The sequence below is a fragment of the Vibrio sp. HA2012 genome (assembly GCF_002812955.1).
Classification (GTDB): domain Bacteria; phylum Pseudomonadota; class Gammaproteobacteria; order Enterobacterales; family Vibrionaceae; genus Vibrio.
On the sequence record NZ_PFXK01000010.1, the window covers coordinates 1 to 23982 of the forward strand.

A 23982-nucleotide genomic window follows, 5' to 3' on the forward strand; every position below is an offset into this window, starting at 1 on the left:
GAGATAACGGTCAGTGTCAAACACTTTTTCAAATTTATTTCACCAGAGCTTTCGTCCTGACTGACTCTGCGCTGAGGCCTTGTCGGCTCTGCCGTGTCAGTGAGGCGGCATTATAGAGATCCCCATCACATTGGCAAGGCTTTTTCGCTATTTTTTTATAATTTCCTTCTGTTCGAACAAAAATTCAACAAAAAAATAAAACACCTCTTTTACTCACATATCAGCCACTAAAATGGCGAATAAAGAAACTTTTTTCCAGTTGGTATATTCAACTTCTTTACTCGTATCAGTTTCTCCACCTGTTATTTTCATAATTAGCTGAATACACAAACGATCAAGCCATTTATATTTGGGATAACGCAATGCTCCAGCGAAAACACCGATAAGTTCAGGCTTCCACAGAGACTTCGTCAGAAAGGTCTTGATATAAACACTACCTTCTGGTGTATCTTTCTTTTGTGCTTCTTTTCTAGCTGTTAAATTCACACAGAAAAATGCCACTTTATTGTTTTGTAGCTGGGTCCGGTTTCGTTCTATAAACTGATACAGCTTCTTATTTAACCGCCCATAACGAACAGAAGCACCGATAATCACTCTGTCATACAGTGTAAAGTCAATCTGACTAGCTTCATGCAGATCCATCAACTCGCTTTGGTAGCCGACAAGTTTCTTCTGTATATGTTTAAAAATCTTGATTGTCTGACCATCAGTCGTTGAATAGAGACACAATACTTTTTTCACTTTTTCTCCTAGCTACGCCAAAATGTGGGGGTAAATAAAATCAGCAGTGTAAATATTTCTAGCCGCCCAAACAGCATAGAGACAACGAGTACCCACTTGGCTCTGTCATTAATATCGCCATAATGAAGTGCAACATCCCCCAATCCGGGGCCAAGATTATTTAATGTTGATGCTATGGCAGAAAATGCACTGAGTTCATCCATCCCTGTTGCAATCAGCGCAAGCATACAGAGAACAAAGACTAATGCATAGGCCGAAAAAAAACCCCAAACCGCATCAACAACTCTCTGCGACAATGCTTTATCCCCCAGCTTGATGGTGAATACCGCTCTGGGATGAATCAGCCTTTTAATCTCTCTCCCACCCTGAAGGGTCAGCAACAATACCCGGATGACTTTCATTCCGCCTCCAGTAGAACCTGCACAGCCACCTATAAAAGAAGAAAACAGAAGCAACACAGGCAGAAACAATGGCCACTCAGAGAAGCCTGTCGTAGTAAAGCCTGCTGTAGTTGAGATAGAGACCGTGTGGAACAATGCCTGATCAAAGGCATCATAAATTGAATCGTAAGACTGATGTTGCAGCAATAGAAGAAAACAGACAACAAACAAAAGAATCTGAATCAAAAAAAAAGCTCTCAGCTCATGATCCTTCAGATAATATTTTGGGTGCACACCACCGGAACCGAATGCAGCAAAGTGTAGTGAAAAATTACAACCGGAAATGAGAAGAAATACCACAGTGATTAAATTAATTACAGGGTTATTAAAATAACCCATGCTGGCATCATGAGTAGAAAAGCCACCAATAGCAATCGTAGAGAAACTATGACAAATAGCATCAAATATACTCATTCCGGCGGACCAGAACGCCCAGGCACAAACTATGGTCAGGCTCAGATAAATATACCAGAGAGCCTTTGCAGTTTCCGCTATGCGTGGGGTCATTTTGCTGTCTTTGACCGGCCCCGGAATTTCGGCCCGGTACAACTGCATTCCCCCAATACCTAAAACCGGAAGAATCGCTACCGCCAGTACAATGATCCCCATCCCTCCGAACCACTGTAAAAACTGGCGATAAAAAAGAATTGCTTTTGGTAGTTCATCCAAACCAACAATAACAGTGGCACCTGTTGTGGTCAGAGCAGAAAATGACTCAAAAAAAGCATCCGTTACAGAAACATCCGGATTATCTGAAATAAGGAAAGGAAGCGATCCAGCACTGCCAATAACCGTCCAGAAAAGGACAACGATCAAAAAACCATCTCTCGCTTTCAAATCGCGTTTCTGCTCTCGGTTTGGATACCAGCAAACACCTCCAAACAGCAGTAACACGAAAAATGTACTGACAAAAGAAACACCAGCACCATCCCTGTATATCAGAGCCACAGAAGCAGGCGCTAACATAGAAAGACTAAACAGGGCCAGTAACAACCCGACGATACGGATGATGGAACGATATTGCATGATCGTATTATGAAGCCAGGCTTCTCACTTCCTCGTTATATTTGTTCAGTTATAATAATCTTCGCACTGCTTTTATTAATGATAGTCTGAGTAAAATCAGCCACATGACATTTTTCTATTTCCACCAGCATAACCACCTGCTGACCAAAATCAGTATCCCTCTGAGAAGCATCAAACTGAGAAATCATAGACTGAACCAGTGGCATAAACGCATAATCTAACTGTAGGTTTAGTATTACGGTGATTTTTTTCTCCAGTGTTTGCAAGGTCTTAAGCGCCTGCTGTACTCCACCGCCATACGCTCTTACCAGTCCACCTGTTCCAAGCTTTATGCCTCCGGAATAGCGGGTAACCACAGCTGTTATTTCACCAATACCAGAGCCACTTAATTGAGCCAGTATAGGTTTACCGGCTGTCCCAGATGGCTCACCATCATCACTGAACCCCCATAACATGGAATCTTCCGGTCTCCCGGCAATAAATGCCCAGCAATTATGTCTGGCATCCGCATGCTTCTCTTTTATCTGCGCAACAAAATCCCTGGCTAACTCTACATTTGGCGTATGTGCCAGATAGGTAATAAAGGTACTTTTCTTTATTTCTTCAACAAACTTTGTCGGTGCCGCCGGAATCAAATAAGGTTGATCATTCATGAACTTCAGTAATCAGCAAAAAACTGAGTCTAACATGGTAATAAACACAACTTCTATTTATGCGTTGTAAGCATAGATTAAATGATAATATTTCACTTTAGTCATAGATTAATTACCTCTATTCTATCCGGACAACCTAAATAACATTTAAATATTACCGCTTATTGTGGAGACCTTTATGTTTAAAGCTCTGGTATTAAACCAAGAAGACAAGAAAACCCAGCCTTCCATTGAACAGCTCGATGAAAACCAACTACCTGAAGGTGAAGTGCTGGTCGCTGTTAGCTACTCATCCCTAAACTATAAAGATGGTCTTGCTATTACAGGAAAAGGCAAAATTGTGCGTAACTTCCCTATGGTTCCGGGCATTGATTTTGCGGGTAAAGTCATTAGTTCTGCTGATGAGCGTTATCAGGAAGGTGATGAAGTTGTACTGACTGGCTGGGGGGTAGGTGAAAATCACTGGGGTGGTATGGCTGAAAAAGCCTGTCTGAAAGCTGACTGGCTGGTTCCGCAACCAAAGGAGTTAGATGCTAAAAAATCCATGATGATTGGTACAGCCGGTTTTACTGCTATGCTGTGCGTTCAGGCTCTGCTAGATGGTGGCGTAAACCCAGATGATGGTGAAGTACTGGTTACCGGAGCAAGTGGTGGTGTAGGCTCCGTTGCCGTAACCTTACTTGCAAAACTAGGCTATAAAGTTGCAGCAGTTACCGGACGTACGGAACAAAATGGTCCTCTCTTGGAAAAACTGGGTGCCAGCCGCATTATCGATCGCAAAGAATTTGAAGAACCGGCACGTCCGCTTGAAAAACAAATCTGGGCGGGTGCTGTTGATACTGCAGGCAGCAAAATTCTGGCCAAACTACTAACTCAAATGGATTACGGCAGTACCGTTGCAGCCTGCGGCCTGGCTTCAGGCTTCGACTTACCAACCACAGTAATGCCATTTATTCTGCGCAATGTCCGTCTTCAAGGTGTTGATTCTGTCGCCTGCCCAACTGAAAAACGCATCGCAGCCTGGGAAAAACTGGCTGAATTATTACCTGCAAGTTACTTTGAACAGGCATGTACTGAAATCTCGCTGGAAGACACGCCGAAATACGCTGAAGATATTACCAATGGCCAGGTAACCGGCCGGGTTGTGATTAAACTGTAATAGAGGTCAAACAAATCTGAGGGTGTTTGTAGAGCAGGTGTATGCAGCATGGATGCTGCGTCCAAGCCTACATGGATGTATTGACAGCGTCCTGCACTACAAATGATCTCAGAGTTGCCTAACGCTAATTATCCTTCAAGCCTCAGGTCTTCTACCCGTTTGGCAATCAGTTTGCCACATTCCTCTTTCAGCAAATTCCGCAACCATTCCTGAGCCGGTGAATGCTCGTATCGCGGATGCCAGATCATCGAATAATCAAACGGAGTAAATTTAAACGGCAAAGGCTTAATGATCAGCCTGTATTTATCCGCCACCAGATATGCAAGATCTGCCGGAACCGTCAAAATAAGAGGCATGGTATCAATTACCGCCAGTGCAGCCTCCAGATGATAAGCCCGGATTACCATTTTGCGTTCTGGCTGCCCATCCAATGCCTGATCCAACAAAGCCTTAACTCCATCACTAATCGCAATCATAGCATGTGGATAAGCCAGATAGTCTTCCAGAATCATCTCTTTATCCGCCAAAGGGTGTGTCTTCGATAACATACAGAACACACCAACCTTACCTAAAATCTGTTGCTGAAGTGGTTCCACAAGAGCAGTAGGACGACAGATAGCCAAATCAGCCCCCTGAACCGTTAGTTGGTTTAATAGCTGTTCATGCTGAAGCGGCAAAAAGTTAAGACAAACATGCGGTGCTTCTTGATAGATACGCGGCAACGCAAAAGGTAAAATCGTCTGCATCGCATAGTCAGTCGTTGCGATGGTAAATGTTTGATTGCAGTTTTCCGGTATAAATTCCTTTTCGGACAATAATTGCCGCAAAGATTCCAACGGCTCACTCAAGGCCCGGTTCGTATCTAAAGCTTTTTCGGTTGGTAATAGCTTTTGTCCCTGACGGGTGAATAATGGATCATCCAACAGCAGCCTCAAACGGCCAAGAACCCGGCTCATGGCTGACTGACTCAGGTTCAACCGTTCAGCAGCACGGCTGACACTACCTTCTTCAATTAATACCCGCAACGCCACCAACAAATTTAAATCCCTGCGATATATTTCTTCCAGTTCCACTTCAGCCCTCTCCAGGCGTTAAACGCCGGATTTAATCATGTTCAGGATTATTGCATATTTTCCCATCATCAGTATGATCTCCCTCTTGGCAGTATTAAGGATCTCACCATGACCATTGACGAATCATCCGTGCACCACATTCTTGAAGCCGAAGGGCTGCGCTGCCCGGAACCAGTTATGATGGTCAGAAAAACAATACGTAAAATGCAAGATGGTGAAATACTGCTGATTAGAGCAGATGATCCATCAACCACCCGAGATATTCCCAGCTTTTGCCGCTTTATGGATCACCAACTACTTCAGGCACAGACAGACACATTGCCTTACCTGTACCTTATTAAAAAGGGACTGGAATAATATCTACAATTCAGAATTGTCTGTCTGACGGGAATACAACTGCTTCTGAATCTTCTCTAACTGATGATGCATATCCCGCATTTCTTTATGCATAGGAATAATATGCTGCACCCGAATCCAGGACTCAACCGCCAGTCCAGTCATCACAATAGCTCCTACCACCATAGGCAACCACATATCAGTCAAAACCATTCCCAGCAAAGTCAATATCAAACCAAAAGTAAACATATAACTCTGACTTTGTGGACTTATTCCCATATAACGCGTCAGCATAATAATACCTCCACACAATACCTAATTTAAGCATAGAACAATTCCATACTTCTTTACTTAGCCTTTTTGTTATCTCCCATAAAAGTAACAAAATGATGAAAAACCAGTTATGGTGAGTAAATAAGCACTATTTCCCTCTACTCGCAGCGCCAATATCCCGGTATACTTGATCGTTATTTTTTCGACTAAAACAGAAGAATCGCGCGAACCTGACTATGCAAAAATACGATATCAAAACCTTTCAAGGTATGATCCTCGCGCTGCAGGATTATTGGGCACAACAAGGCTGCACTATAGTGCAACCATTAGATATGGAAGTGGGTGCAGGTACTTCTCACCCGATGACGTGCTTACGCGCGCTGGGCCCTGAGCCTATTGCAACAGCGTATGTTCAACCGTCACGCCGTCCGACCGATGGCCGTTATGGTGAAAACCCTAACCGTTTGCAACACTACTATCAATTCCAAGTCATCATCAAACCGTCTCCGGATAACATTCAGGAACTATATCTGGGTTCGCTGAAAACTCTGGGGATTGACCCTACCGTACACGATATCCGCTTTGTAGAAGATAACTGGGAAAACCCCACTCTGGGTGCCTGGGGGCTGGGTTGGGAAGTCTGGCTGAATGGCATGGAAGTGACTCAGTTTACTTACTTCCAGCAGGTCGGCGGACTGGAATGTAAACCAGTTACTGGTGAAATCACTTACGGCATCGAACGCCTTGCGATGTATATTCAGGGTGTAGACTCTGTCTATGATCTGGTATGGTCCGATGGTCCGCTAGGAAAAACCACTTACGGCGATATCTTCCATCAGAACGAGGTTGAACAATCTACCTATAACTTCGAACATGCTGATGTTGACTTCCTGTTCACTTTTTTCGACCAGTGCGAAAAAGAAAGTAAACACCTACTATCTCTAGATAGACCGTTACCTCTACCTGCTTATGAGCGTATTCTGAAAGCTGCACACGCTTTCAACCTGCTGGATGCCCGTAAAGCTATTTCTGTAACCGAACGTCAGCGTTACATCCTGCGTATCCGCGATCTGACTAAAGCTGTCGCCGAAGCATATTACGCATCACGTGAAGCTCTGGGCTTCCCAATGTGCAAGAAGGATGAGGAGAAGTAACCATGACACAGAATTTTCTAATTGAACTGGGAACGGAAGAACTGCCACCAACTCAGCTCCGTACACTTGCTGAAGCATTCACCGACAACTTTAAAGCTGGACTGAAAGACGCAGATCTTGCTTATACCAGTATCAAATGGTTTGCTGCCCCCCGGCGCCTGGCTCTGAAAGTAACCGAACTGGCTGAAGGTCAGCCGGATAAAGTAGTAGAAAAACGCGGTCCTGCGGTTTCCGTTGCGTTTGATGCCGACGGTAATCCGACCAAAGCCGCACAAGGCTGGGCTCGTGGTAACGGAATTACAGTTGCACAGGCAGAGCGTCTGGCGACAGATAAAGGCGAATGGCTGCTGTTTAAACAGGAAGTGAAAGGTAAAACAGCAAAAGAACTGGTCGTTGAGTTGGCAGATAAAGCACTGGCGAACCTGCCGATTGCCAAACCAATGCGCTGGGGTAACAAAGATACTCAATTTATTCGCCCGGTAAAAACACTGACGATGCTGATGGACGATGAGCTGATTGAAGGTGAAATCCTTGGTGTTGCATCTGCCCGCACTATTCGTGGCCACCGTTTTATGGGTGAATCAGAGTTTACCATCGATCATGCCGATCAATACCCACAGATTCTGCTGGATCGCGGCAAGGTTATGGCTGATTACGAAGCACGTAAAGCCATTATCATTGAAGATGCCCAGAAAGCGGCTGCCGCTGTTGGTGGAATTGCCGATCTGGAAGACGATTTGGTCGAAGAAGTGACCTCTCTGGTCGAATGGCCAGTCGTGCTGACCGCTTCTTTTGAAGAAAAATTCCTGGCTGTCCCTTCTGAAGCTCTGGTGTATACCATGAAAGGCGACCAGAAGTACTTCCCGGTTTATGACGAAAACAAAAACCTGCTGCCAAAATTTATCTTCGTGTCTAACATCGAGTCGAAAGAACCTCGTCATGTTATCGAGGGCAATGAGAAAGTCGTTCGTCCACGTCTGGCAGATGCCGAATTCTTCTTTAACACCGACCGTAAACGCCCTCTGATTGATCGTCTGCAGGAACTGGAAACGGCTGTATTCCAGAAGCAATTGGGAACCATCAAAGATAAAACTGATCGTATTGCTGTGCTGGCTGGCTATATTGCCAAGCAAATTGGTGCCGATGTAGAGAAAGCAACCCGTGCTGCGCTACTGGCGAAATGTGACCTGATGACCTCAATGGTCTTTGAGTTTACCGAAACTCAGGGCGTAATGGGTATGCACTACGCGCGTCACGACGGAGAAGACGAAGCGGTTGCTGTTGCACTGAATGAGCAGTATATGCCGCGTTTTGCCGGTGATGACCTGCCAAGCAGTGCCATCTCCTCTGCCGTAGCGATGGCCGACAAGCTGGATACTATCGTCGGTATCTTCGGTATCGGTCAGGCTCCAAAAGGCAGTGACCCGTTTGCTCTGCGCCGCGCCTCTCTGGGTGTGCTGCGTATCATCGTTGAAAACGGCTATAACCTGGATCTGGTTGAGCTGGTTGCAGAAGCTAAAGCTCAGTACGGTGAGAAATTGACCAATACAAACGTTGAATCTGATGTAATAGAATTTATGCTGGGACGTTTCCGGACATGGTATCAGGATGCTGGTTTCGGTGTAGATATTATTCAGGCCGTACTGGCTCGTCACCCGACCAAGCCAACGGACTTTGACCAGCGTGTGAAAGCGGTATCTCACTTCCGTGATCTGGATGCAGCTGAATCTCTGGCAGCAGCCAATAAGCGAGTAGGTAATATTCTGGCTAAATTTGATGGCGAACTGGCAGATGACGTTGAACTGGCACTGCTTCAGGAAGACGCAGAAAAAGCACTGGCAGAAGATGTTGCGGTAATGACCGAAGCTCTGGAGCCTGCGTTTGCGACCGGTAACTATCAGGATGCACTGAACAAACTGGCCGCACTGCGTGAGCCGGTGGATACGTTCTTTGATTCAGTGATGGTAATGGCCGACGATGAAGCACTGAAGAAAAACCGTCTGACGCTGCTGAACAACCTGCGTAACCTGTTCCTGCAAATCGCCGATATCTCGCTCCTGCAGAAATAACGGGGTTATTTCACGTGAACTAAAGCCCCGTTCATCAGAACGGGGCTTTTTCGTTCAGCCAAACTTATACATATACTTAAACGAAACAATGACTAGGTAATGAGCTATGCAATTTTCTAAATTTGGTGAAAAGTTTACCCAGCACTCTGGGATCACACAGCTAATGGATGACCTGAATGATGGTCTGCGCACACCGGGAGCCATTATGCTCGGTGGTGGTAATCCAGCTGCGATCCCGACCATGCTCGATTACTTTCATCAGGCCGGTAGCGATATGCTGGCAAACGGAAAATTGGTAGAAGCCATGACCAACTATGATGGCCCGCAGGGTAAAGATGCCTTTGTGAAAGCACTGGCACAATTACTACGTGATACCTATGGCTGGGACATCAGTGAAAAGAACATCAGCCTGACCAATGGTAGCCAGAGCGCGTTTTTCAATCTGTTTAACCTGCTGGCGGGAGAACAACCAGACGGCTCCCATAAGAAAATCCTGCTGCCGCTGGCTCCGGAATATATCGGCTACAGTGATGCCGGTGTCAATGATGATATTTTTATCTCGTACCAGCCGGAAATCGAACTGCTGGGCAACCGCATGTTCAAGTACCATGTGGATTTTGAACAAATTAAAATTGATGATGCTGTCGCTGCTATCTGTGTATCCCGCCCTACCAACCCGACCGGCAATGTTCTGACCGACGAAGAAATCGAAAAGCTGGATCGACTGGCACGGCACAATAATCTGCCACTGATCATTGATAACGCTTACGGCACCCCATTTCCAAATATTATTTTTGAGGATGTAAAACCCTTCTGGAATGAAAATACCATCCTGTGCATGAGCTTATCAAAACTCGGACTTCCCGGTGTTCGCTGCGGTATAGTGATCGCCAGTGAAGAAATTACTACCGCTATGAGTAATCTGAACGGAATTATCAACCTAGCTCCTGGAGGAATTGGGCCGGCAATCGGTACCCATATGATCGAGTCTGGTGATTTGCTGCATCTCAGCGACAGCATCATCAAACCTTATTACCAACAGAAAGCAGATTTTGCTGTACAACAGCTTCAGGCTGCAATTGATGACCCAAGGTTTCGTATCCATAAACCGGAAGGAGCCATCTTCCTCTGGTTATGGCTGGATGAATTACCGATAACAACCATGGATCTGTACCAACGACTAAAAGCCCGCGGGGTATTGATTGTTCCGGGAGAATATTTCTTCTTTGGTCAGGAAGTCACCTGGCAGCACAGTCACCAGTGTATTCGAATGAACTATGTTCAGGATGAAAACAGTATTCGGGATGGAATCGGTATCATCGCAGAAGAAATCCAAAAAGCCTACCAACTGTAATACTTTTAGCAGGAACATTGAGTGATGTTCCTGCATACCACTTAACGTTCCTTTCTGTATTTGTCTTTATTTTTGTTTTTTTGATCACAAAATAAGCATTGTGTTAGCAAAATGTGACTAATCTACTAGAATTAACACAATGTTACCGATAACATCACCAATGTTCCCGGTAACATTTCGGGCTATATGACGAAAACAAAAGGACAACCCCTATGAAACTCACTATAAAAACCCTCGCCGTGACCGTTGCTACTGCTCTGCTGTCTACTTCGGCACTGGCTGCGGATTTTAATTTTAAATTCCAGTCCAGTGATCCTTCTGGCGATAAAAATTTTCAGGTACAAAAAGAATGGACTGAGCGTCTGGAAAAAATGTCAGGCGGACGTATTCATATCGATCTGCTCCCCGTTGGCGCAGTAGTGAAACACACAGAAACTCTCGGTGCGATAAAGATGGGCGTACTTGACGGTCATGTCACTGCTACCGGTTACTTCTCCGGACAGGATCCGGCTTTTGGCCTGATTGGTAATATGGTAGGCGCATGGTCCGACACCCGTCAGTTACTGGAATATATTAACTATGGTGGTGGTTATGAGCTGATGACTGAACTGTATGCACCATACGGTGTTAAATACGTGGGTGGCTCAACAACCGGCGTGGAATCTTTTGTCTCCAAAGTGCCTCTGGATGGTGTCGCGGACTTGAAAGGCTTGAAACTGCGTGCTCCTGAAGGCCTGGTACAACAGGTATTTGCTGCTGCCGGTGCTGCTCCGGTTAATCTGCCCGGCTCTGAAGTGTTTACCGGTCTGAGCAAAGGAGTTATTGATGCCGCTGACTATACCGTGTTCTCCACCAACCAGAAAGCGGGTATGAATGATGTAGCAACCCATCCTGTTCAGCCAGGCTTCCACTCCCTGCCAATGATTGATATTTCCATGAGTCAGAAAAAATGGAACAAGCTACCAGAAGATTTGCAGGAAATCATGACGGTTTCCGTTCGTGATTTTGCTCAGGATATTACCACTCAGTTGCGCATTGCTGATGCTAAATCAGTAAAAGAAGCACAGGCAAATCCAGATATCACTATTCATGACTGGCCAGCGGAAGAACGCAAAAAATTCCGTCAGATCGCTATGGGGGAATGGGAAAAATATGCAGCAAAATCACCGAATGCTAAAAAAGTCTATGACTCGATTACTGCGTACCTGAAAGACGCAGGTCTGCTGTAAACCGCCTTTGGGGAGGGCATTTTCCCTCCCCTCACTATTCTCCGGATAAAACGTTATGAAAAATCCAGACACTACGGATATAAAAGTAGCAGAAATGCCCCACAATATTCTCGATCGACTGATAGCCCGGGTAAGTGAAGTATTGAGCTACCTTTTTGTCTTTACCGTTCTTATTTCATTTTATGAAGTTCTCAGTCGTTATCTGTTCGACTCCCCGACCATATGGGTGCATGAAACCGCATCCTTTATCGGTGGATCACTGTTTGTGATCGGCGGAGCCTATGCTTTGGCAACCGATAAACACGTAAGAGTTGTACTGGTATACGATATTGTTTCCCGTCGTACCAGACACTATCTGAACTTATTCCATCATATCGCTGGCTTGCTTTTCTCCGGTATGCTGATCTACGGGGCTTACCAGATGGTTGCCAACTCCTGGTTTACTCCATGGGGAGACGTACACCTGGAAACCTCAGGCACCGCCTGGAACCCGCCATTCCCAGCTCTGCTGAAAGGACTGATCCTGCTTATTGTCTGCATTATGTTTGTGCAGTTTATTTTACACCTGGTCAATGAAATACAAGCACTAAGGAAGGAAAAAGATGTTTGATTTATCTTCTATAGGTATCGCCTACGGCAGCCTTCTGATGCTTGTGCTGATGATTGGTTTGCTGCTGACCGGTATGCAACTGGCTTTTGTTACCGGTCTGGTTGCTCTGATATTTACTTATGGCTGGTTTGGTATTGACGCCTTACCTTTGGTAACCAGCCGTATTTTCAGCTTTGTAAACGGCTATGTTTTTCTGGCTGTCCCCATGTTTGTATTAATGGCAGCCCTGCTTGACCGTTCCGGTATTGCCCGGGATCTGTTTGATGCCATGAAGAATGTCGGCCGAAAAGTCCGTGGTGGCGTAGCCGTACAAACCCTGCTGGTCGCAGTCGTGCTGGCATCAATGTCCGGAGTCATCGGTGGTGAAACAGTTCTGCTGGGGATACTGGCTCTGCCACAAATGCTGCGTCTGGGCTATAACCGTAAACTAGCTATCGGTACAACCTGTGCTGGCGGAGCACTGGGAACCATGCTGCCACCAAGTATCGTACTGATCATCTACGGATTATCTGCATCCGTTTCTATCGGCGAGCTATTTAAGGCCGCATTTTTACCCGCATTTATTCTGGCTCTCTTCTATGTTGCCTACGTACTGATCCGCTGCCGGATTAATCCGGCGCTGGCACCTCTGCCTTCTGAAGACGAGTTGGCTGAAGACGCCAAAAGCCATCCAAGTTATTTTAAGGCACTATTTTTCCCGCTACTTTCTGTTGCTACAGTTCTGGGCAGCATATACACAGGTATTGCATCAGTGACCGAAGCATCTGCTCTGGGCGTTGTCGGTATTGCTATCAGTGCATGGATCCGTGGTGAGATGAATACCAAAATGGTAAAAGAGTCTGCCATAGCTACCATGCGAACCTGTGGCATGATCATGTGGATAGGTATTGGGGCTTCAGCTCTGGTCGGTGTATACAACCTGATGGGGGGAATTGACTTTGTTGAACAGACTATTCTGGCTTTGAGTGGTGGTAATGCCATGAGTACTCTGCTGATCATGATGGTTATTCTGTTTGTATTGGGCATGTTCCTTGACTGGGTAGGGGTTGCTCTGCTGACTATGCCAATCTTCGTACCCATCATTACCGGTCTGGGTATGGATCCGATCTGGTTTGGTGTAGTGTTCTGTCTGAATATGCAGGTAGCATTCCTGTCACCTCCGTTTGGTCCGGCAGCCTTCTACCTGAAATCTGTTGCACCAAAAGACATCAGTCTGGGAGAAATTTTCACCTCTCTGCTTCCTTTTATCGCACTGCAAATCAGTGTTCTGGCTCTGGTTATTATATTCCCTGAGCTGGCGCTCTGGTGGCAATAGCCCTTATCCACAAAGTAACAGAGAGAATAATTATGAATCATAAATATGTCGTTATGGGTGTTTCTGGGTGTGGTAAATCCTCTATTGGCGCAGCGCTAGGAAAAGCTCTTGGTATTCCATTCTTTGATGGAGATGATTTCCACTCACAGGAAAATGTGCAGAAAATGCAAAGTGGTCAGCCACTGACAGATACTGATCGCCAGTCATGGCTAACCACCCTGAACCAGTTACTCAGAGAAAAAGATTCTCTGGTTGTTGCCTGCTCAGCCCTGAAGCCGGAATACCGGGACAAACTAAGAGAAGGGAAAACAGATCTCCATTTTATCTACTTAAAAGGAGATTTCGATACCATCTGGTCAAGACATCAGAAACGAGAAGGGCATTATTTTAATGGTTCGTCCATGTTGGAAAGCCAATTTAATACCCTGATTGAACCGGATGAACAAGAAGCCCTGTATGTCGATATCAGACAGTCACCACAACAAATTATTGATTATATTCTGGCTCATTTAGCCTAAGGTAAGTAACGATGTCGAAACCGATAAACTCTGTCGTGGCAAGTGTCACACAGAGTATTCTGAAACGCAGTCAAACCAGCCGTAATGCCTATCTGAATAAAATAGAGAAACAGGCAGAGCAAGGAAAACAGAGATCCCATCTTTCCTGCGGTAATCTGGCTCACGGTGTAGCAGCCTGCACAACTTTCCAGAAAGAAACTATTCTGGATCTAACCAAAGTGAATCTGGCTATTATCAGCGCATATAACGATATGGTCAGCGCCCACCAACCTTATATTAACTATCCGGAACAAATAAAAGCAGCTCTGGCAAGGATAGGACATACCGCACAGGTTGCTGGTGGCGTACCGGCAATGTGCGATGGTGTTACCCAGGGAAATCCGGGCATGGAGCTGTCACTTTATTCCAGAGACCTGATCGCTCAGTCTACAGCACTGTCCCTTAGCCATAATACCTTTGACGGGACTCTGTTGCTCAGTGTATGTGACAAAATAGCACCAGGACAACTGATAGGGGCTCTCGCATTCGGACATATGCCAGGAGCCTTTGTACCGACAGGACCGATGGCGACAGGAATAAGTAACAATGAAAAAGTAGCCATCCGGCAAAAATATGTTGCCGGTGAAGTTGATAAATCAGCCCTGCTGGATATGGAGTGCCAGGCTTATCATTCCCCGGGCACCTGTACCTTTTACGGCACAGCCAATTCCAATCAACTGGTACTGGAGGCCATGGGCCTGATGCTACCCGGTTCTGCATTTATTCCACCAACTGATCCACTACGGCAGGCACTGACCAATAAAATCGCTACCCATGTTGCAGCTATTAGCACCAGCAACGTCAGCGATAAAGCACTGGCGCATGTGGTTGATGAAAAATCTGTGGTCAATGGGTTGGTTGCTCTGCTCACTTCCGGCGGCAGTACCAACCATACCATCCACCTTCTGGCCGTTGCCCGGGCGGCTGGATGGATTGTCACCTGGGATGATCTAGATGCCCTCTCGGATGTCATACCTTTACTGGTCAGGATGTATCCAAATGGTGCAGCGGATATCAACGCCTTCCAGCGGGCTGGTGGTGTGCCCACCCTGATGCGAACCCTGAATAAACGCGGGCTGATTTGGATGGATGCCAATCCGGTGTACGGAACCATGGCAGATTATCTGACTACTCCTTATCTGGATAAAAACGGTAAGTTAGCGTTCGCTCCGGCTCAGTCTACTGAAAACCCAGAAGTTATTGCCAAGGATGATACAACTTTCAGCACTCAGGGCGGGTTGAAACTACTGTCCGGCAATCTGGGTAGGGGCGTAATGAAAGTCAGTGCCGTTGCGCAGGAACACCGTTATGTCAGAGCTCCTGCCCGAATATTTAATTCCCAGCATGATGTAGAAGCAGCCTATAAACAGGGAGAACTGAATCAGGATAGTGTCATTGTTGTTCGCTATAATGGTCCAGCAGCAAACGGTATGCCGGAACTGCATAAACTCATGCCGGTTATGGGCAATTTGATGAAGCAGGGCCTGCAAGTTGCACTGGTCACTGACGGTCGGCTTTCTGGGGCATCAGGTAAAATACCAGCCGTTATCCATATGACCCCGGAAGCAAGCCGGGGTGGATTACTGGCCAAATTAAGAGATGGTGATGAAATTGAAGTCGATGGCCTGACAGGCAAGATTAACGTACTGATCGATATAGCAGACCGCGAGACTGATACTGTAGATTTCAGTAGTGAATACAGTGGGTATGGCCGGGAATTGTTTGGTATTTTCCGTCAGGCGGTTTCCAGTGCCGAAGAAGGCGCAAGCATTTTTTAACACTCCGGACAAAACCAACATTAGGATCGATTATGAACTGGACTCTATCTCCACAAGCCGTATTCTCTGCTTCACCAATTATACCCGTTATGGTGATTAAGCATCTGGAAGATGCTGTACCTCTGGCTAAAGCACTGTCGGATGGTGGTATCAATGTTTTTGAAGTCACCCTGCGCACTGATGTTGCTCTGGATGCTATCCGGGATATTGTCTCCGCTCTGCCGGAGACGATGACCGGAGCAGGAACGGTTCTGACACCACAGCAATACGATGCAGCAGTTGCAGCTGGTGCAACATTTGTTATCTCACCGGGAGCAAGCACCCGTTTACTGGAGCATGCAGCTAAACATTCGGTTCCTCTTATTCCGGGGGTCTCAACCGCCACTGAAATCATGCAGGCAATGGATCTCGGTTATGACCACCTAAAATTTTTTCCGGCCGAAGCCAATGGTGGTGTAATGGCGCTGAAAGCGATTTCAGCACCACTACCACAGGTCAGCTTCTGCCCGACTGGTGGTATTAATGAGCAGAATATGCCGCTTTATCAGTCCCTTGACTGCGTAAAGACTGTTGGCGGTACCTGGATGCTCCCCGCAGAAGCAATAGAAAATAAGCAATGGGATCGTATCACTGAGTTGACCAGAGCAGCATTGCACACAGCAGGTTGGTGAAGAGCTTAGACCAGTGATTAAGATTGCCATTGAGTTGACATATTATTAATATCCAGAGATAACACCAATGTTGTAGATTGCAGAAAGAAACCGAACATGACCGTCAAAAAACAGCGCCCTACCTTACAAAATATCGCAGATCAGGTTGGAGTCACCAAAATGACCGTCAGCCGTTATTTACGCGATCCAGAAAAGGTGTCTAAAACTGTTGGTGAAAAAATCGCTCTGGCGGTAGATGAGCTCGGATATATTCCAAACCGGGCTCCAGATATTCTGTCTAAAGCGAAAAGCTATTCCATAGGCGTTCTGCTTCCTTCTCTAACCAATCAGGTCTTTGCTGAAGTATTGCGCGGTATTGAAACAGTGATAGAGCCACAGGGCTATCAGGCAATGCTGGCACACTATGGCTACAGTAAACGCACAGAAGAAAAACGTATTGAAAGCATGCTTTCCTATAATGTTGATGGCATTATTCTGTCAGAAAGCTATCATACCGAGCGCGCTAAAAGAATGCTGAAATCCACAGGGATACCCGTTGTAGAAATGATGGATTCTGCTTCTCCACCACTCCAGCAGGCTGTTGGTTTTGATAATATCAGAGCCAGCAGAGAGATGACCGAACATCTTATCGCCAGAGGCAGAAAACATATTGTCTATCTTGCAGCTCGTATGGATGAGCGTACCAAACAGAAGATCGTCGGCTTTGAACAGGCAATGCATGCGGCCGGACTCATACCAAATATTATCAGTACCAAAGCGGCTTCTTCCTATACTGTCGGTTCAGAACTGACCCAGCAGGCCAGAGAAGAGTATCCTCAGATAGACGGTATCTACTGTACTAATGATGATCTGGCTATCGGTGCCTTATTTGAGTGTCTGCGTATGGGTCTTCAGGTACCGGAAGATATTTCTATTGCTGGTTTTCACGGACATAATATCACCTCTGTCGTCCAGCCAACTCTGGCTACAGTGATCACCCCGAGGGAAGAAATGGGGAAAATCGCCGCAGAACAATTACTGTACCGGTTAACCCATCCGGGAGAAAAAATAGAAAAACATATTATCGAACTACCAACCCAGATCTATCTGGGAGAAAGTCTCTAGATCCAATTCCGTTTAACTATTTAACCGTTCAATCAAAAAGAGCGCCCAACACAGGCGCTCTTGTCCACTTATCTGACACTCAAGTCAGTCTGCTTCGGGTCAGTTAACTACTTTCCCTCAAGCAAGTTTCCACTATTAATCGCGATTTTCCTAGGCTGCATCGCTTCAGGGATTTCACGCTCTAAATCAACATGCAGCAAACCATTTTCCATGGTAGCTCCAATCACTTTGACGTAATCCGCTAACTGGAACTTACGCTCAAAATTGCGCTCAGCAATACCCTGATAGACGTACTTTCTATCTTCGTCTGATTTATGCTCACCGCGAACAATCAGTACATTCTCTTTTTGAGTAATATCCAGCTGTTCTTCAGCAAAGCCCGCAACCGCCATAGTAATACGGTATTTATTATCGTCTTTCTGCTCGATATTGTATGGTGGGTAACCGTTGGATGCGTTTTTCGCCGATCCAGCTTCCATCATGTCAAACAGACGATCAAAGCCGATTGCGTTACGATATAGTGGTGTGAAATCTACAGTTCTCATGATGCTATCCTCATAATAAGCAATAGCCTTAAACTCACCCTTTCTGACGGGCGTTTAAGGTAATTAGCTCAAACATTCCTTACCGGACATGCCTGTCTAATTTGCGTTTACATTGTGTGCTTTCCTTTACGTCTGTCACGACTGTGACCAAACAGGACAAGCGGTTCCGGGATCCATTTGGCATTCCCTTCATTATTAATATAGGTCCGCATACATCAGTTTCAAGGGAAAAAATAAAAAAAGATCGCATGTCTCATATTAGTATTCAGCTATTAGTCATCCTATGAGCTGTTCACTACAATACATCACCTCAGTTAATCTTATTAACCGAATATATTCAGAGGTTTTATGTGCTGGTTACTTAAAAACTTCCTGTTGCTTTTGATGCTATGGATTACTGGTATCTTCCCGTCAGTAGCAAAAAATACTGAGCAAATAATCCTGACAGCCTTTCACTATCCGCCTTATATGGATGAATCCCAGCCTTCAGGCGGAGTATTCTGTGAACTGGTCTCTGCCGCCTATAAAGCCAGTGGCTATACTGTCACATACCGCTTTTACCCTCTTATGCGTTCAACCAAATATGTTTTGTCAGGAACAGCATTAGGCCAGCTAGGTACGGAATGGAATTTTCCTGAAGCCAGCAGGAATAAGGATATAACACCGGTTCCTCTGTTCTATTACCGGGTAGTTGGCTTTTACCGTAAAGACCGTTTCAGCAACATACGTTTCAGCTCCCTTGCTGATCTGTCAAATTATCATCTGGGGGTTATTCTTGGCAGCTCTGATGCACAGATATTTAAGACCGTACACAACCTGATGGTAGAGGAAGTATCTCAGGGAGAGCAGATGTTTAAAAAAGTACAGGTCAACCGTAACGATATAGGATTTATGGCAGAATTAAGCGGCCTTTCGATTCTGCAACGAGATTACCAGGATCAACTGGATCAGTGGGTAATGACAGAAGATATTATTCAGGGATTGGTCGCACAAGTGGTTTTTTCCAGAAAATACCCGGATGCAGAAAAGTACATAGAGGCACTACAATCAGGTATCAGAACCATCCGCAGTAACGGTACTTATACCCGGATTTTTGAAAAATATTATGGTAAAGGCCGGTTGCCAGCTAAAGTCAGTGATATTAATCAAAAGGCTTACAGTATTCCAAAAACATAAACACCACCCGAAGGTGGTGTTTGGTTATATGATAATCCGTATCGTAATTACAAATTACACATCCAGATTGGCTACTTTCAGCGCATTTTCTTCAATAAAGTGACGACGTGGTTCAACCTGATCACCCATTAATGTTGTGAACAACTGATCTGCTCCGACAGCATCATCAATTGTTACCTGCATCATACGCCGGGTTTCCGGATCCATAGTCGTTTCCCATAGTTGATCAGGATTCATCTCACCCAACCCTTTGTAACGCTGTAAGCTCAGACCACGCCGAGATTCTTTGACCAACCAGTTAAGGGCATCAACAAAACTGCTGACAGGTTGAGTACGCTCTCCACGCTGAATAAACGCACCATTCTCCAGTAAACCATCCAAAGCTTCAGACAAAGCTGCCAGACGTCCGTACTCTTTGGAACCAAGAAGATCCAGTCCTAGTACATATTCATGTGTTACACCATGGGTACGTACTATAATTTTCACCAGACAAACATTCATTTCAGTGTGTTTTTCCACTTCAAAGCTGTACTGGCTGGCACCAACTTCTTTAGCATTCAGTTGCTCTGTCAGACGTTTAGCCCAAACTTCTACAACAGCTTCATCGTGACACATCTCAGCAGTCAGACGCGGAACATAGATAAATTCCTGAATCAGAGCCCTTGGATATCGGCGACTCATACGATTAACCAGTTTGATGCCTGCGTTATACTGCTGCACAAGCTGCTCCAGAGCTGCTCCAGTCAATGCCGGAGCTTCAGGGTTAACAAACAGAGCGGCATTATCCAGAGCCAGAGCGGTTTCATACTGCTCCATCGCATCTTCATCTTTAATATACTGTTCCTGTTTGCCTTTCTTCACTTTATATAGCGGTGGCTGAGCAATATAAATATAACCGCGTTCAATCAATTCCGGCATCTGACGATAGAAGAAGGTCAGAAGCAGAGTTCGGATGTGCGAACCATCCACATCAGCATCGGTCATGATAATGATATTGTGGTAACGCAGCTTATCCGGATTATATTCATCCCGGCCAATACCACATCCCAGAGCAGTGATCAAAGTGGCGACTTCCTGAGATGAAAGCATCTTATCAAAACGGGCTTTTTCTACGTTCAGAATTTTACCTTTCAGAGGTAAAATAGCCTGATTTTTACGGTTACGTCCCTGCTTGGCTGAACCACCAGCAGAGTCCCCTTCCACAATATACAATTCAGACAAAGCAGGATCTTTTTCCTGGCAGTCTGCCAGCTTGCCCGGCAAACCAGCCAAATCCAGAGCCCCTTTCCGCCGGGTCATTTCCCGGGCTTTACGCGCCGCTTCACGAGCTCGGGCTGCATCGATAATCTTAGAACAGACAATCTTGGCTTCATTCGGGTTTTCCATTAAAAATTCTGCCAGTTTTTCACCCATAGCAGATTCAACGGCAGCCTTTACTTCTGAAGAAACCAGTTTATCTTTCGTCTGACTGGAGAACTTAGGATCCGGAACTTTCACAGACACAACAGCCGTCAGACCTTCACGGGCATCATCACCAGAAGTTGCTGTTTTAGCTTTCTTGGAAAAACCTTCTTTATCCATAAAATTATTCAGGGTACGAGTCAGGGCTGCACGGAAACCAGCCAAATGAGTACCACCGTCACGCTGTGGAATATTATTGGTATAACAATAGATGTTTTCCTGGAAACCATCATTCCACTGCATTGCGACTTCTACAGCAATACCATCTTCACGTTCAAAATCAAAATGGAATACCTTCTGATGGATCGGTGTTTTATTGGTATTCAAATGATTAACAAACGCCTGAATACCCCCTTCATACATAAAGTGGTCACCTTTACCATCTTCTCGCTCATCAGCCAGTTTGATAGAGACACCAGAATTAAGAAAAGACAGCTCACGCAGACGTTTAGCCAGAATGTCATAATGAAATTCAATATTAGTAAAAGTCTCTTCACTCGGCCAGAAACGGATAGTAGTACCTGTACGATCTGTCTCCCCAACGACAGCAAGAGGTGCATCCGGCTCACCATGGTGATACGTCTGACTGTGCACAGAACCACTACGATAAATCGTCAGTTCTACTTTTTCGGACAAAGCATTAACAACCGAAACCCCTACTCCGTGCAAACCACCCGATACTTTGTATGAATTATCATCAAACTTACCGCCGGCATGCAGTACCGTCATAATAACTTCTGCTGCTGATACTTTCTCTTCAGGGTGCAGCTCTGTAGGGATACCCCGGCCATCATCCTGAACAGAAACAGAATTATCTTCGTGGATAGTCACAATGATGTCATTACAGTGGCCAGCCAACGCTTCATCAATGGAGTTATCCACCACCTCGAATACCATGTGGTGAAGACCGGTACCATCATCCGTGTCGCCGATGTACATCCCCGGACGCTTACGCACCGCATCCAGACCTTTCAGTACCTTAATACTCGATGAATCGTAATTTTCAGCCATGAGTTACTCTCTCATTAGTTATCCTTGCTCTATTCTGCCATGTTCCACATGAAACATCCTGCCATTTTTATCTTGCATATCTGCAACTTGGCCGACAGTAATAGAACTTACAAAAACCTGTGCCCCCGTCTGTTTCAAACAATCTGCTAACCGTTCGCGACGTTGGCTGTCTAATTCTGACGCAAAATCATCTATCAAATAGATGCACTGCTTGCCGGTCAACTGAGTTAAATGCTGTCCCTGCGCAACCCGCAAAGCACAAACCATAAGTTTCAACTGACCACGTGACAACACATCCTCTACTGGAGTGCCATTCACTTTTATTCGGAGATCTGCTTTGTTCGGCCCACTGAAGGTATAACCAAGCTGCTGATCCCGTTCAAAATTCTGTTCAAGAATATCCAGATATGGGGTATTTTTATCCCACCCTCGGTAATACGCTATCTGAATATCAAATTCCGGCAAAAAATGACGACAGATTTTTTCAGCAACCTGTGTCATTTGTTCAATATACCCAGCCCTCAGTTGACTGATACTTTCTGCCAATTGTGCTAATTGGCTATCCCAATAACTCAGTTCCCGGTAACTATGCGCTCTTTTCAACAACGCATTACGCTGTTTATTCAGTCGCTTCAGCCGACTCCAGACGTCATAAAACTGCGGTTTAGTATGAAATACCCCCCAGTCAATAAATGCCCGCCGGTATTTGGGGCCGTCTGTCAGTAGCTCAAACCCTTCCGGATGAATCAACTGCAGAGGCAAAACCTGGGCCAGTTGTGAAATCTTTTGTCCGGATTGGCCGCCTATTTTAACCTCTGTTGAGCCATCACGCTGTTTATTTATGCCAATTGGCAGCTCAAATTGATCCGGGTTCAAAAAACGCCCATGAACAAACAGTTCATTACATTCATTCTGAATGATACGTCCGGTCAGTGAACTCTTAAATGAACGTCCGTGCCCAAGTAAATAAATTGCTTCCAGTATACTGGTTTTACCACTACCGTTAGGACCGATAAGAAAATTAAAGCCTGGTGACAATTCAATATCACAGGCTTTGATATTACGAAACTGCTGAACAATTAAACGGGTCAGTGGCATTATATAGCGTTCTGATCTTAAAGTCTGATTGGCATAACCACATACATGGCACTGTCATCTTCAGTATTTTCAATCAGAGCACTGGCATTGGCATCTGACATAGACACCCTTACACTTGTGCATTTCAGCGTATTCAGAACATCCAGCACATAACTGACGTTAAATCCTATCTCCAGCGCGTCACCTTCAAAATTCACATCCAGCATTTCTTCAGCTTCTTCCTGCTCTGGATTATTAGCAGTAATACGCATTTCATTCCCGCTCAGGTTAACCCTTACCCCTCGGAATTTTTCATTGGACAGTATTGCCGCCCGGGAAAAAGCCTGACGTAATGCTTCACACCCAGCTTCCAGCGTTTTATTCGTATTCTGTGGCAGAACCCGACGATAATCAGGAAAACGACCATCCACCAGCTTAGAAGTAAAAATAAAATTATTCACGTCAGCACGCAGGTTTGACTGCCCAACCTGCAATGTGACCAGGCTATCCTGAGCATCCAGCAAACGAACCAGTTCCTGAATACCTTTGCGCGGAACAATAACCTGCTTAGCTTCAAAATTATCTCCCAGCGTTACCTGAGCTACCGCCATACGGTGTCCGTCCGTCGCTACAGAACGGAATGTCGAACTTTCAGTTTCAAACAGCATACCGTTCAGATAATAACGAACATCCTGATTGGCCATAGAAAACTGAGTTTTCTCTATCAATGAACGCAGTTCACCCTGAGTCAGGGTAATATTAACTTCCGTCTGCCAGTCTTCAATATTAGGAAAATCCTGAGCAGGTAAGGTTGCCAGAGAAAAACGGCTACGTCCGGATCTTACCTGAATACGCTCACCTTCCAGCACAACAGTAATTATCGCATCATCCGGCAAACCACGACAAATATCGAGAAACTTACGTGAAGGAACCGTAATACTTCCTGCTTCTGTATCACTTTCAAGAGCCAAACGTGCCACCAGTTCTACTTCCAGATCCGTAGCCGTAATCGTTAACGTATTATCTTCTACTTTAAGCAGCAGATTACCCAGTATAGGCAATGTCGGACGCCCACCCAGAGCACCGGAAACCTGTTGTAACGGTTTAAGCAATTGACTGCGAGCGATGGTAAATTTCATATCTGTCTCTTAGTTATCTGTCCTATCCGGG

Annotated in this window: 23 protein-coding genes; 13 read left to right on the top strand and 10 right to left on the bottom strand. The window is 45.5% G+C overall.

All coding sequences use genetic code 11. The features are described from left to right. Positions 1-213: 213 nt before the first annotated feature. From hemG to CSW98_RS16010, 3 genes are read right to left on the bottom strand one after another with little or no spacing between them, the layout of a single operon-like run. Positions 214-741, bottom strand: a complete 528-nt coding sequence (hemG, locus tag CSW98_RS16000; RefSeq protein ID WP_100801488.1) for a menaquinone-dependent protoporphyrinogen IX dehydrogenase — start codon at positions 739-741, stop codon at positions 214-216. Positions 742-749: 8 nt separating this feature from the next. Next, a complete protein-coding gene (locus CSW98_RS16005) occupies positions 750-2207 on the bottom strand; it encodes a TrkH family potassium uptake protein (protein WP_100801489.1) in 1458 nt (485 codons plus the stop codon). A gap of 35 nt (positions 2208-2242) precedes the next feature. Further along, positions 2243-2860 (bottom strand): YigZ family protein, encoded by a 618-nt coding sequence (locus CSW98_RS16010; protein WP_100801490.1) that lies wholly within the window; start codon positions 2858-2860, stop codon positions 2243-2245. Positions 2861-3038: 178 nt separating this feature from the next. Between CSW98_RS16010 and acuI the strand changes: the two genes are divergently transcribed. After that, positions 3039-4019 carry an acrylyl-CoA reductase (NADPH) gene (gene acuI, locus CSW98_RS16015; RefSeq protein WP_100801491.1) on the top strand — a complete coding sequence of 327 codons (981 nt, stop codon included), beginning with the start codon at positions 3039-3041 and terminating at the stop codon, positions 4017-4019. Positions 4020-4147: 128 nt separating this feature from the next. Here the strand turns inward: acuI and CSW98_RS16020 are convergent, their stop codons facing one another. Further along, the gene (locus CSW98_RS16020) at positions 4148-5092 is read right to left on the bottom strand and encodes a LysR family transcriptional regulator (protein ID WP_100801492.1); all 945 of its coding nucleotides are present in this window, start codon (positions 5090-5092) and stop codon (positions 4148-4150) included. Between the two features lie 108 nt (positions 5093-5200). Here CSW98_RS16020 and tusA point away from each other — a divergent pair, with 108 nt between their 5' ends. After that, positions 5201-5449, top strand: a complete 249-nt coding sequence (gene tusA / locus CSW98_RS16025) for a sulfurtransferase TusA (protein ID WP_100801493.1) — start codon at positions 5201-5203, stop codon at positions 5447-5449. Between the two features lie 3 nt (positions 5450-5452). On the opposite strand, the gene CSW98_RS16030 is transcribed toward tusA, so the two are convergent. Beyond that, the gene (locus CSW98_RS16030; protein WP_198517354.1) at positions 5453-5728 is read right to left on the bottom strand and encodes a hypothetical protein; all 276 of its coding nucleotides are present in this window, start codon (positions 5726-5728) and stop codon (positions 5453-5455) included. 209 nt (positions 5729-5937) lie between these two features. Between CSW98_RS16030 and glyQ the strand changes: the two genes are divergently transcribed. The 9 genes from glyQ to CSW98_RS16075 all read left to right on the top strand — a co-directional run bounded on the left by glyQ (position 5938) and on the right by CSW98_RS16075 (position 16438). Further along, positions 5938-6855 (top strand): glycine--tRNA ligase subunit alpha, encoded by a 918-nt coding sequence (glyQ, locus tag CSW98_RS16035; protein ID WP_100801495.1) that lies wholly within the window; start codon positions 5938-5940, stop codon positions 6853-6855. Positions 6856-6857: 2 nt separating this feature from the next. Next, a complete protein-coding gene (gene glyS / locus CSW98_RS16040) occupies positions 6858-8924 on the top strand; it encodes a glycine--tRNA ligase subunit beta (protein ID WP_100801496.1) in 2067 nt (688 codons plus the stop codon). 106 nt (positions 8925-9030) lie between these two features. Continuing rightward, positions 9031-10278: a valine--pyruvate transaminase gene (locus tag CSW98_RS16045; protein WP_100801497.1), complete on the top strand. Its 1248-nt coding sequence runs from the start codon at positions 9031-9033 to the stop codon at positions 10276-10278. 212 nt (positions 10279-10490) lie between these two features. Continuing rightward, positions 10491-11507 carry a TRAP transporter substrate-binding protein gene (locus tag CSW98_RS16050; RefSeq protein WP_100801498.1) on the top strand — a complete coding sequence of 339 codons (1017 nt, stop codon included), beginning with the start codon at positions 10491-10493 and terminating at the stop codon, positions 11505-11507. Positions 11508-11562: 55 nt separating this feature from the next. After that, on the top strand, positions 11563-12117 hold the full coding sequence (locus CSW98_RS16055) for a TRAP transporter small permease subunit (protein WP_100801499.1): 555 nt from the start codon (positions 11563-11565) through the stop codon (positions 12115-12117). After that, positions 12110-13432 (top strand): TRAP transporter large permease, encoded by a 1323-nt coding sequence (locus CSW98_RS16060; RefSeq protein ID WP_100801500.1) that lies wholly within the window; start codon positions 12110-12112, stop codon positions 13430-13432. Before CSW98_RS16055 ends, CSW98_RS16060 begins: the two co-directional genes overlap by 8 nt. 29 nt (positions 13433-13461) lie before the next feature. Then, a complete protein-coding gene (locus tag CSW98_RS16065; protein WP_100801552.1) occupies positions 13462-13950 on the top strand; it encodes a gluconokinase in 489 nt (162 codons plus the stop codon). Between the two features lie 11 nt (positions 13951-13961). Further along, positions 13962-15767, top strand: coding sequence for a phosphogluconate dehydratase (edd, locus tag CSW98_RS16070; RefSeq protein ID WP_100801501.1), 1806 nt, complete (start codon positions 13962-13964; stop codon positions 15765-15767). A gap of 32 nt (positions 15768-15799) precedes the next feature. Further along, positions 15800-16438, top strand: coding sequence for a bifunctional 4-hydroxy-2-oxoglutarate aldolase/2-dehydro-3-deoxy-phosphogluconate aldolase (locus tag CSW98_RS16075; RefSeq protein ID WP_100801502.1), 639 nt, complete (start codon positions 15800-15802; stop codon positions 16436-16438). Between the two features lie 45 nt (positions 16439-16483). Here the strand turns inward: CSW98_RS16075 and CSW98_RS17915 are convergent, their stop codons facing one another. After that, positions 16484-16552: a hypothetical protein gene (locus tag CSW98_RS17915; RefSeq protein WP_443083671.1), complete on the bottom strand. Its 69-nt coding sequence runs from the start codon at positions 16550-16552 to the stop codon at positions 16484-16486. Here CSW98_RS17915 and gntR point away from each other — a divergent pair. Then, the gene (gntR, locus tag CSW98_RS16080) at positions 16535-17542 is read left to right on the top strand and encodes a gluconate operon transcriptional repressor GntR (RefSeq protein WP_100801503.1); all 1008 of its coding nucleotides are present in this window, start codon (positions 16535-16537) and stop codon (positions 17540-17542) included. The two genes, CSW98_RS17915 and gntR, sit on opposite strands and share 18 nt — an antisense overlap. Positions 17543-17649: 107 nt before the next feature. Here gntR and CSW98_RS16085 read toward each other — a convergent pair whose 3' ends face one another. Next, a complete protein-coding gene (locus tag CSW98_RS16085; protein WP_100801504.1) occupies positions 17650-18087 on the bottom strand; it encodes an Hsp20 family protein in 438 nt (145 codons plus the stop codon). 348 nt (positions 18088-18435) lie between these two features. Between CSW98_RS16085 and CSW98_RS16090 the strand changes: the two genes are divergently transcribed. Then, entirely contained in the window at positions 18436-19263 is an 828-nt protein-coding gene (locus tag CSW98_RS16090; protein ID WP_100801505.1) for a substrate-binding periplasmic protein, read from the top strand. Between the two features lie 54 nt (positions 19264-19317). On the opposite strand, the gene gyrB is transcribed toward CSW98_RS16090, so the two are convergent. The 3 genes from gyrB to dnaN are packed head-to-tail and all read right to left on the bottom strand — an operon-like array spanning position 19318 to position 23951. Continuing rightward, on the bottom strand, positions 19318-21735 hold the full coding sequence (gene gyrB / locus CSW98_RS16095) for a DNA topoisomerase (ATP-hydrolyzing) subunit B (protein WP_100801506.1): 2418 nt from the start codon (positions 21733-21735) through the stop codon (positions 19318-19320). 18 nt (positions 21736-21753) lie between these two features. Beyond that, on the bottom strand, positions 21754-22833 hold the full coding sequence (gene recF, locus CSW98_RS16100; RefSeq protein ID WP_100801507.1) for a DNA replication/repair protein RecF: 1080 nt from the start codon (positions 22831-22833) through the stop codon (positions 21754-21756). 17 nt (positions 22834-22850) lie between these two features. After that, a complete protein-coding gene (dnaN, locus tag CSW98_RS16105) occupies positions 22851-23951 on the bottom strand; it encodes a DNA polymerase III subunit beta (RefSeq protein ID WP_100801508.1) in 1101 nt (366 codons plus the stop codon). Positions 23952-23982: the final 31 nt, after the last annotated feature.

Bases quoted from the DNA above. Each gene is read 5' to 3' on its own strand.
- CSW98_RS16005 (WP_100801489.1), bottom strand. From the start codon at position 2,207: ATGCAATATCGTTCCATCATCCGTATCGTCGGGTTGTTACTGGCCCTG.
- CSW98_RS16010 (WP_100801490.1), bottom strand. From the start codon at position 2,860: ATGAATGATCAACCTTATTTGATTCCGGCGGCACCGACAAAGTTTGTT.
- acuI (WP_100801491.1), top strand. From the start codon at position 3,039: ATGTTTAAAGCTCTGGTATTAAACCAAGAAGACAAGAAAACCCAGCCT.
- tusA (WP_100801493.1), top strand. From the start codon at position 5,201: ATGACCATTGACGAATCATCCGTGCACCACATTCTTGAAGCCGAAGGG.
- glyQ (WP_100801495.1), top strand. From the start codon at position 5,938: ATGCAAAAATACGATATCAAAACCTTTCAAGGTATGATCCTCGCGCTG.
- glyS (WP_100801496.1), top strand. From the start codon at position 6,858: ATGACACAGAATTTTCTAATTGAACTGGGAACGGAAGAACTGCCACCA.
- CSW98_RS16045 (WP_100801497.1), top strand. From the start codon at position 9,031: ATGCAATTTTCTAAATTTGGTGAAAAGTTTACCCAGCACTCTGGGATC.
- CSW98_RS16050 (WP_100801498.1), top strand. From the start codon at position 10,491: ATGAAACTCACTATAAAAACCCTCGCCGTGACCGTTGCTACTGCTCTG.
- CSW98_RS16055 (WP_100801499.1), top strand. From the start codon at position 11,563: ATGAAAAATCCAGACACTACGGATATAAAAGTAGCAGAAATGCCCCAC.
- CSW98_RS16060 (WP_100801500.1), top strand. From the start codon at position 12,110: ATGTTTGATTTATCTTCTATAGGTATCGCCTACGGCAGCCTTCTGATG.
- edd (WP_100801501.1), top strand. From the start codon at position 13,962: ATGTCGAAACCGATAAACTCTGTCGTGGCAAGTGTCACACAGAGTATT.
- CSW98_RS16075 (WP_100801502.1), top strand. From the start codon at position 15,800: ATGAACTGGACTCTATCTCCACAAGCCGTATTCTCTGCTTCACCAATT.
- gntR (WP_100801503.1), top strand. From the start codon at position 16,535: ATGACCGTCAAAAAACAGCGCCCTACCTTACAAAATATCGCAGATCAG.
- CSW98_RS16085 (WP_100801504.1), bottom strand. From the start codon at position 18,087: ATGAGAACTGTAGATTTCACACCACTATATCGTAACGCAATCGGCTTT.
- CSW98_RS16090 (WP_100801505.1), top strand. From the start codon at position 18,436: ATGTGCTGGTTACTTAAAAACTTCCTGTTGCTTTTGATGCTATGGATT.
- gyrB (WP_100801506.1), bottom strand. From the start codon at position 21,735: ATGGCTGAAAATTACGATTCATCGAGTATTAAGGTACTGAAAGGTCTG.
- recF (WP_100801507.1), bottom strand. From the start codon at position 22,833: ATGCCACTGACCCGTTTAATTGTTCAGCAGTTTCGTAATATCAAAGCC.
- dnaN (WP_100801508.1), bottom strand. From the start codon at position 23,951: ATGAAATTTACCATCGCTCGCAGTCAATTGCTTAAACCGTTACAACAG.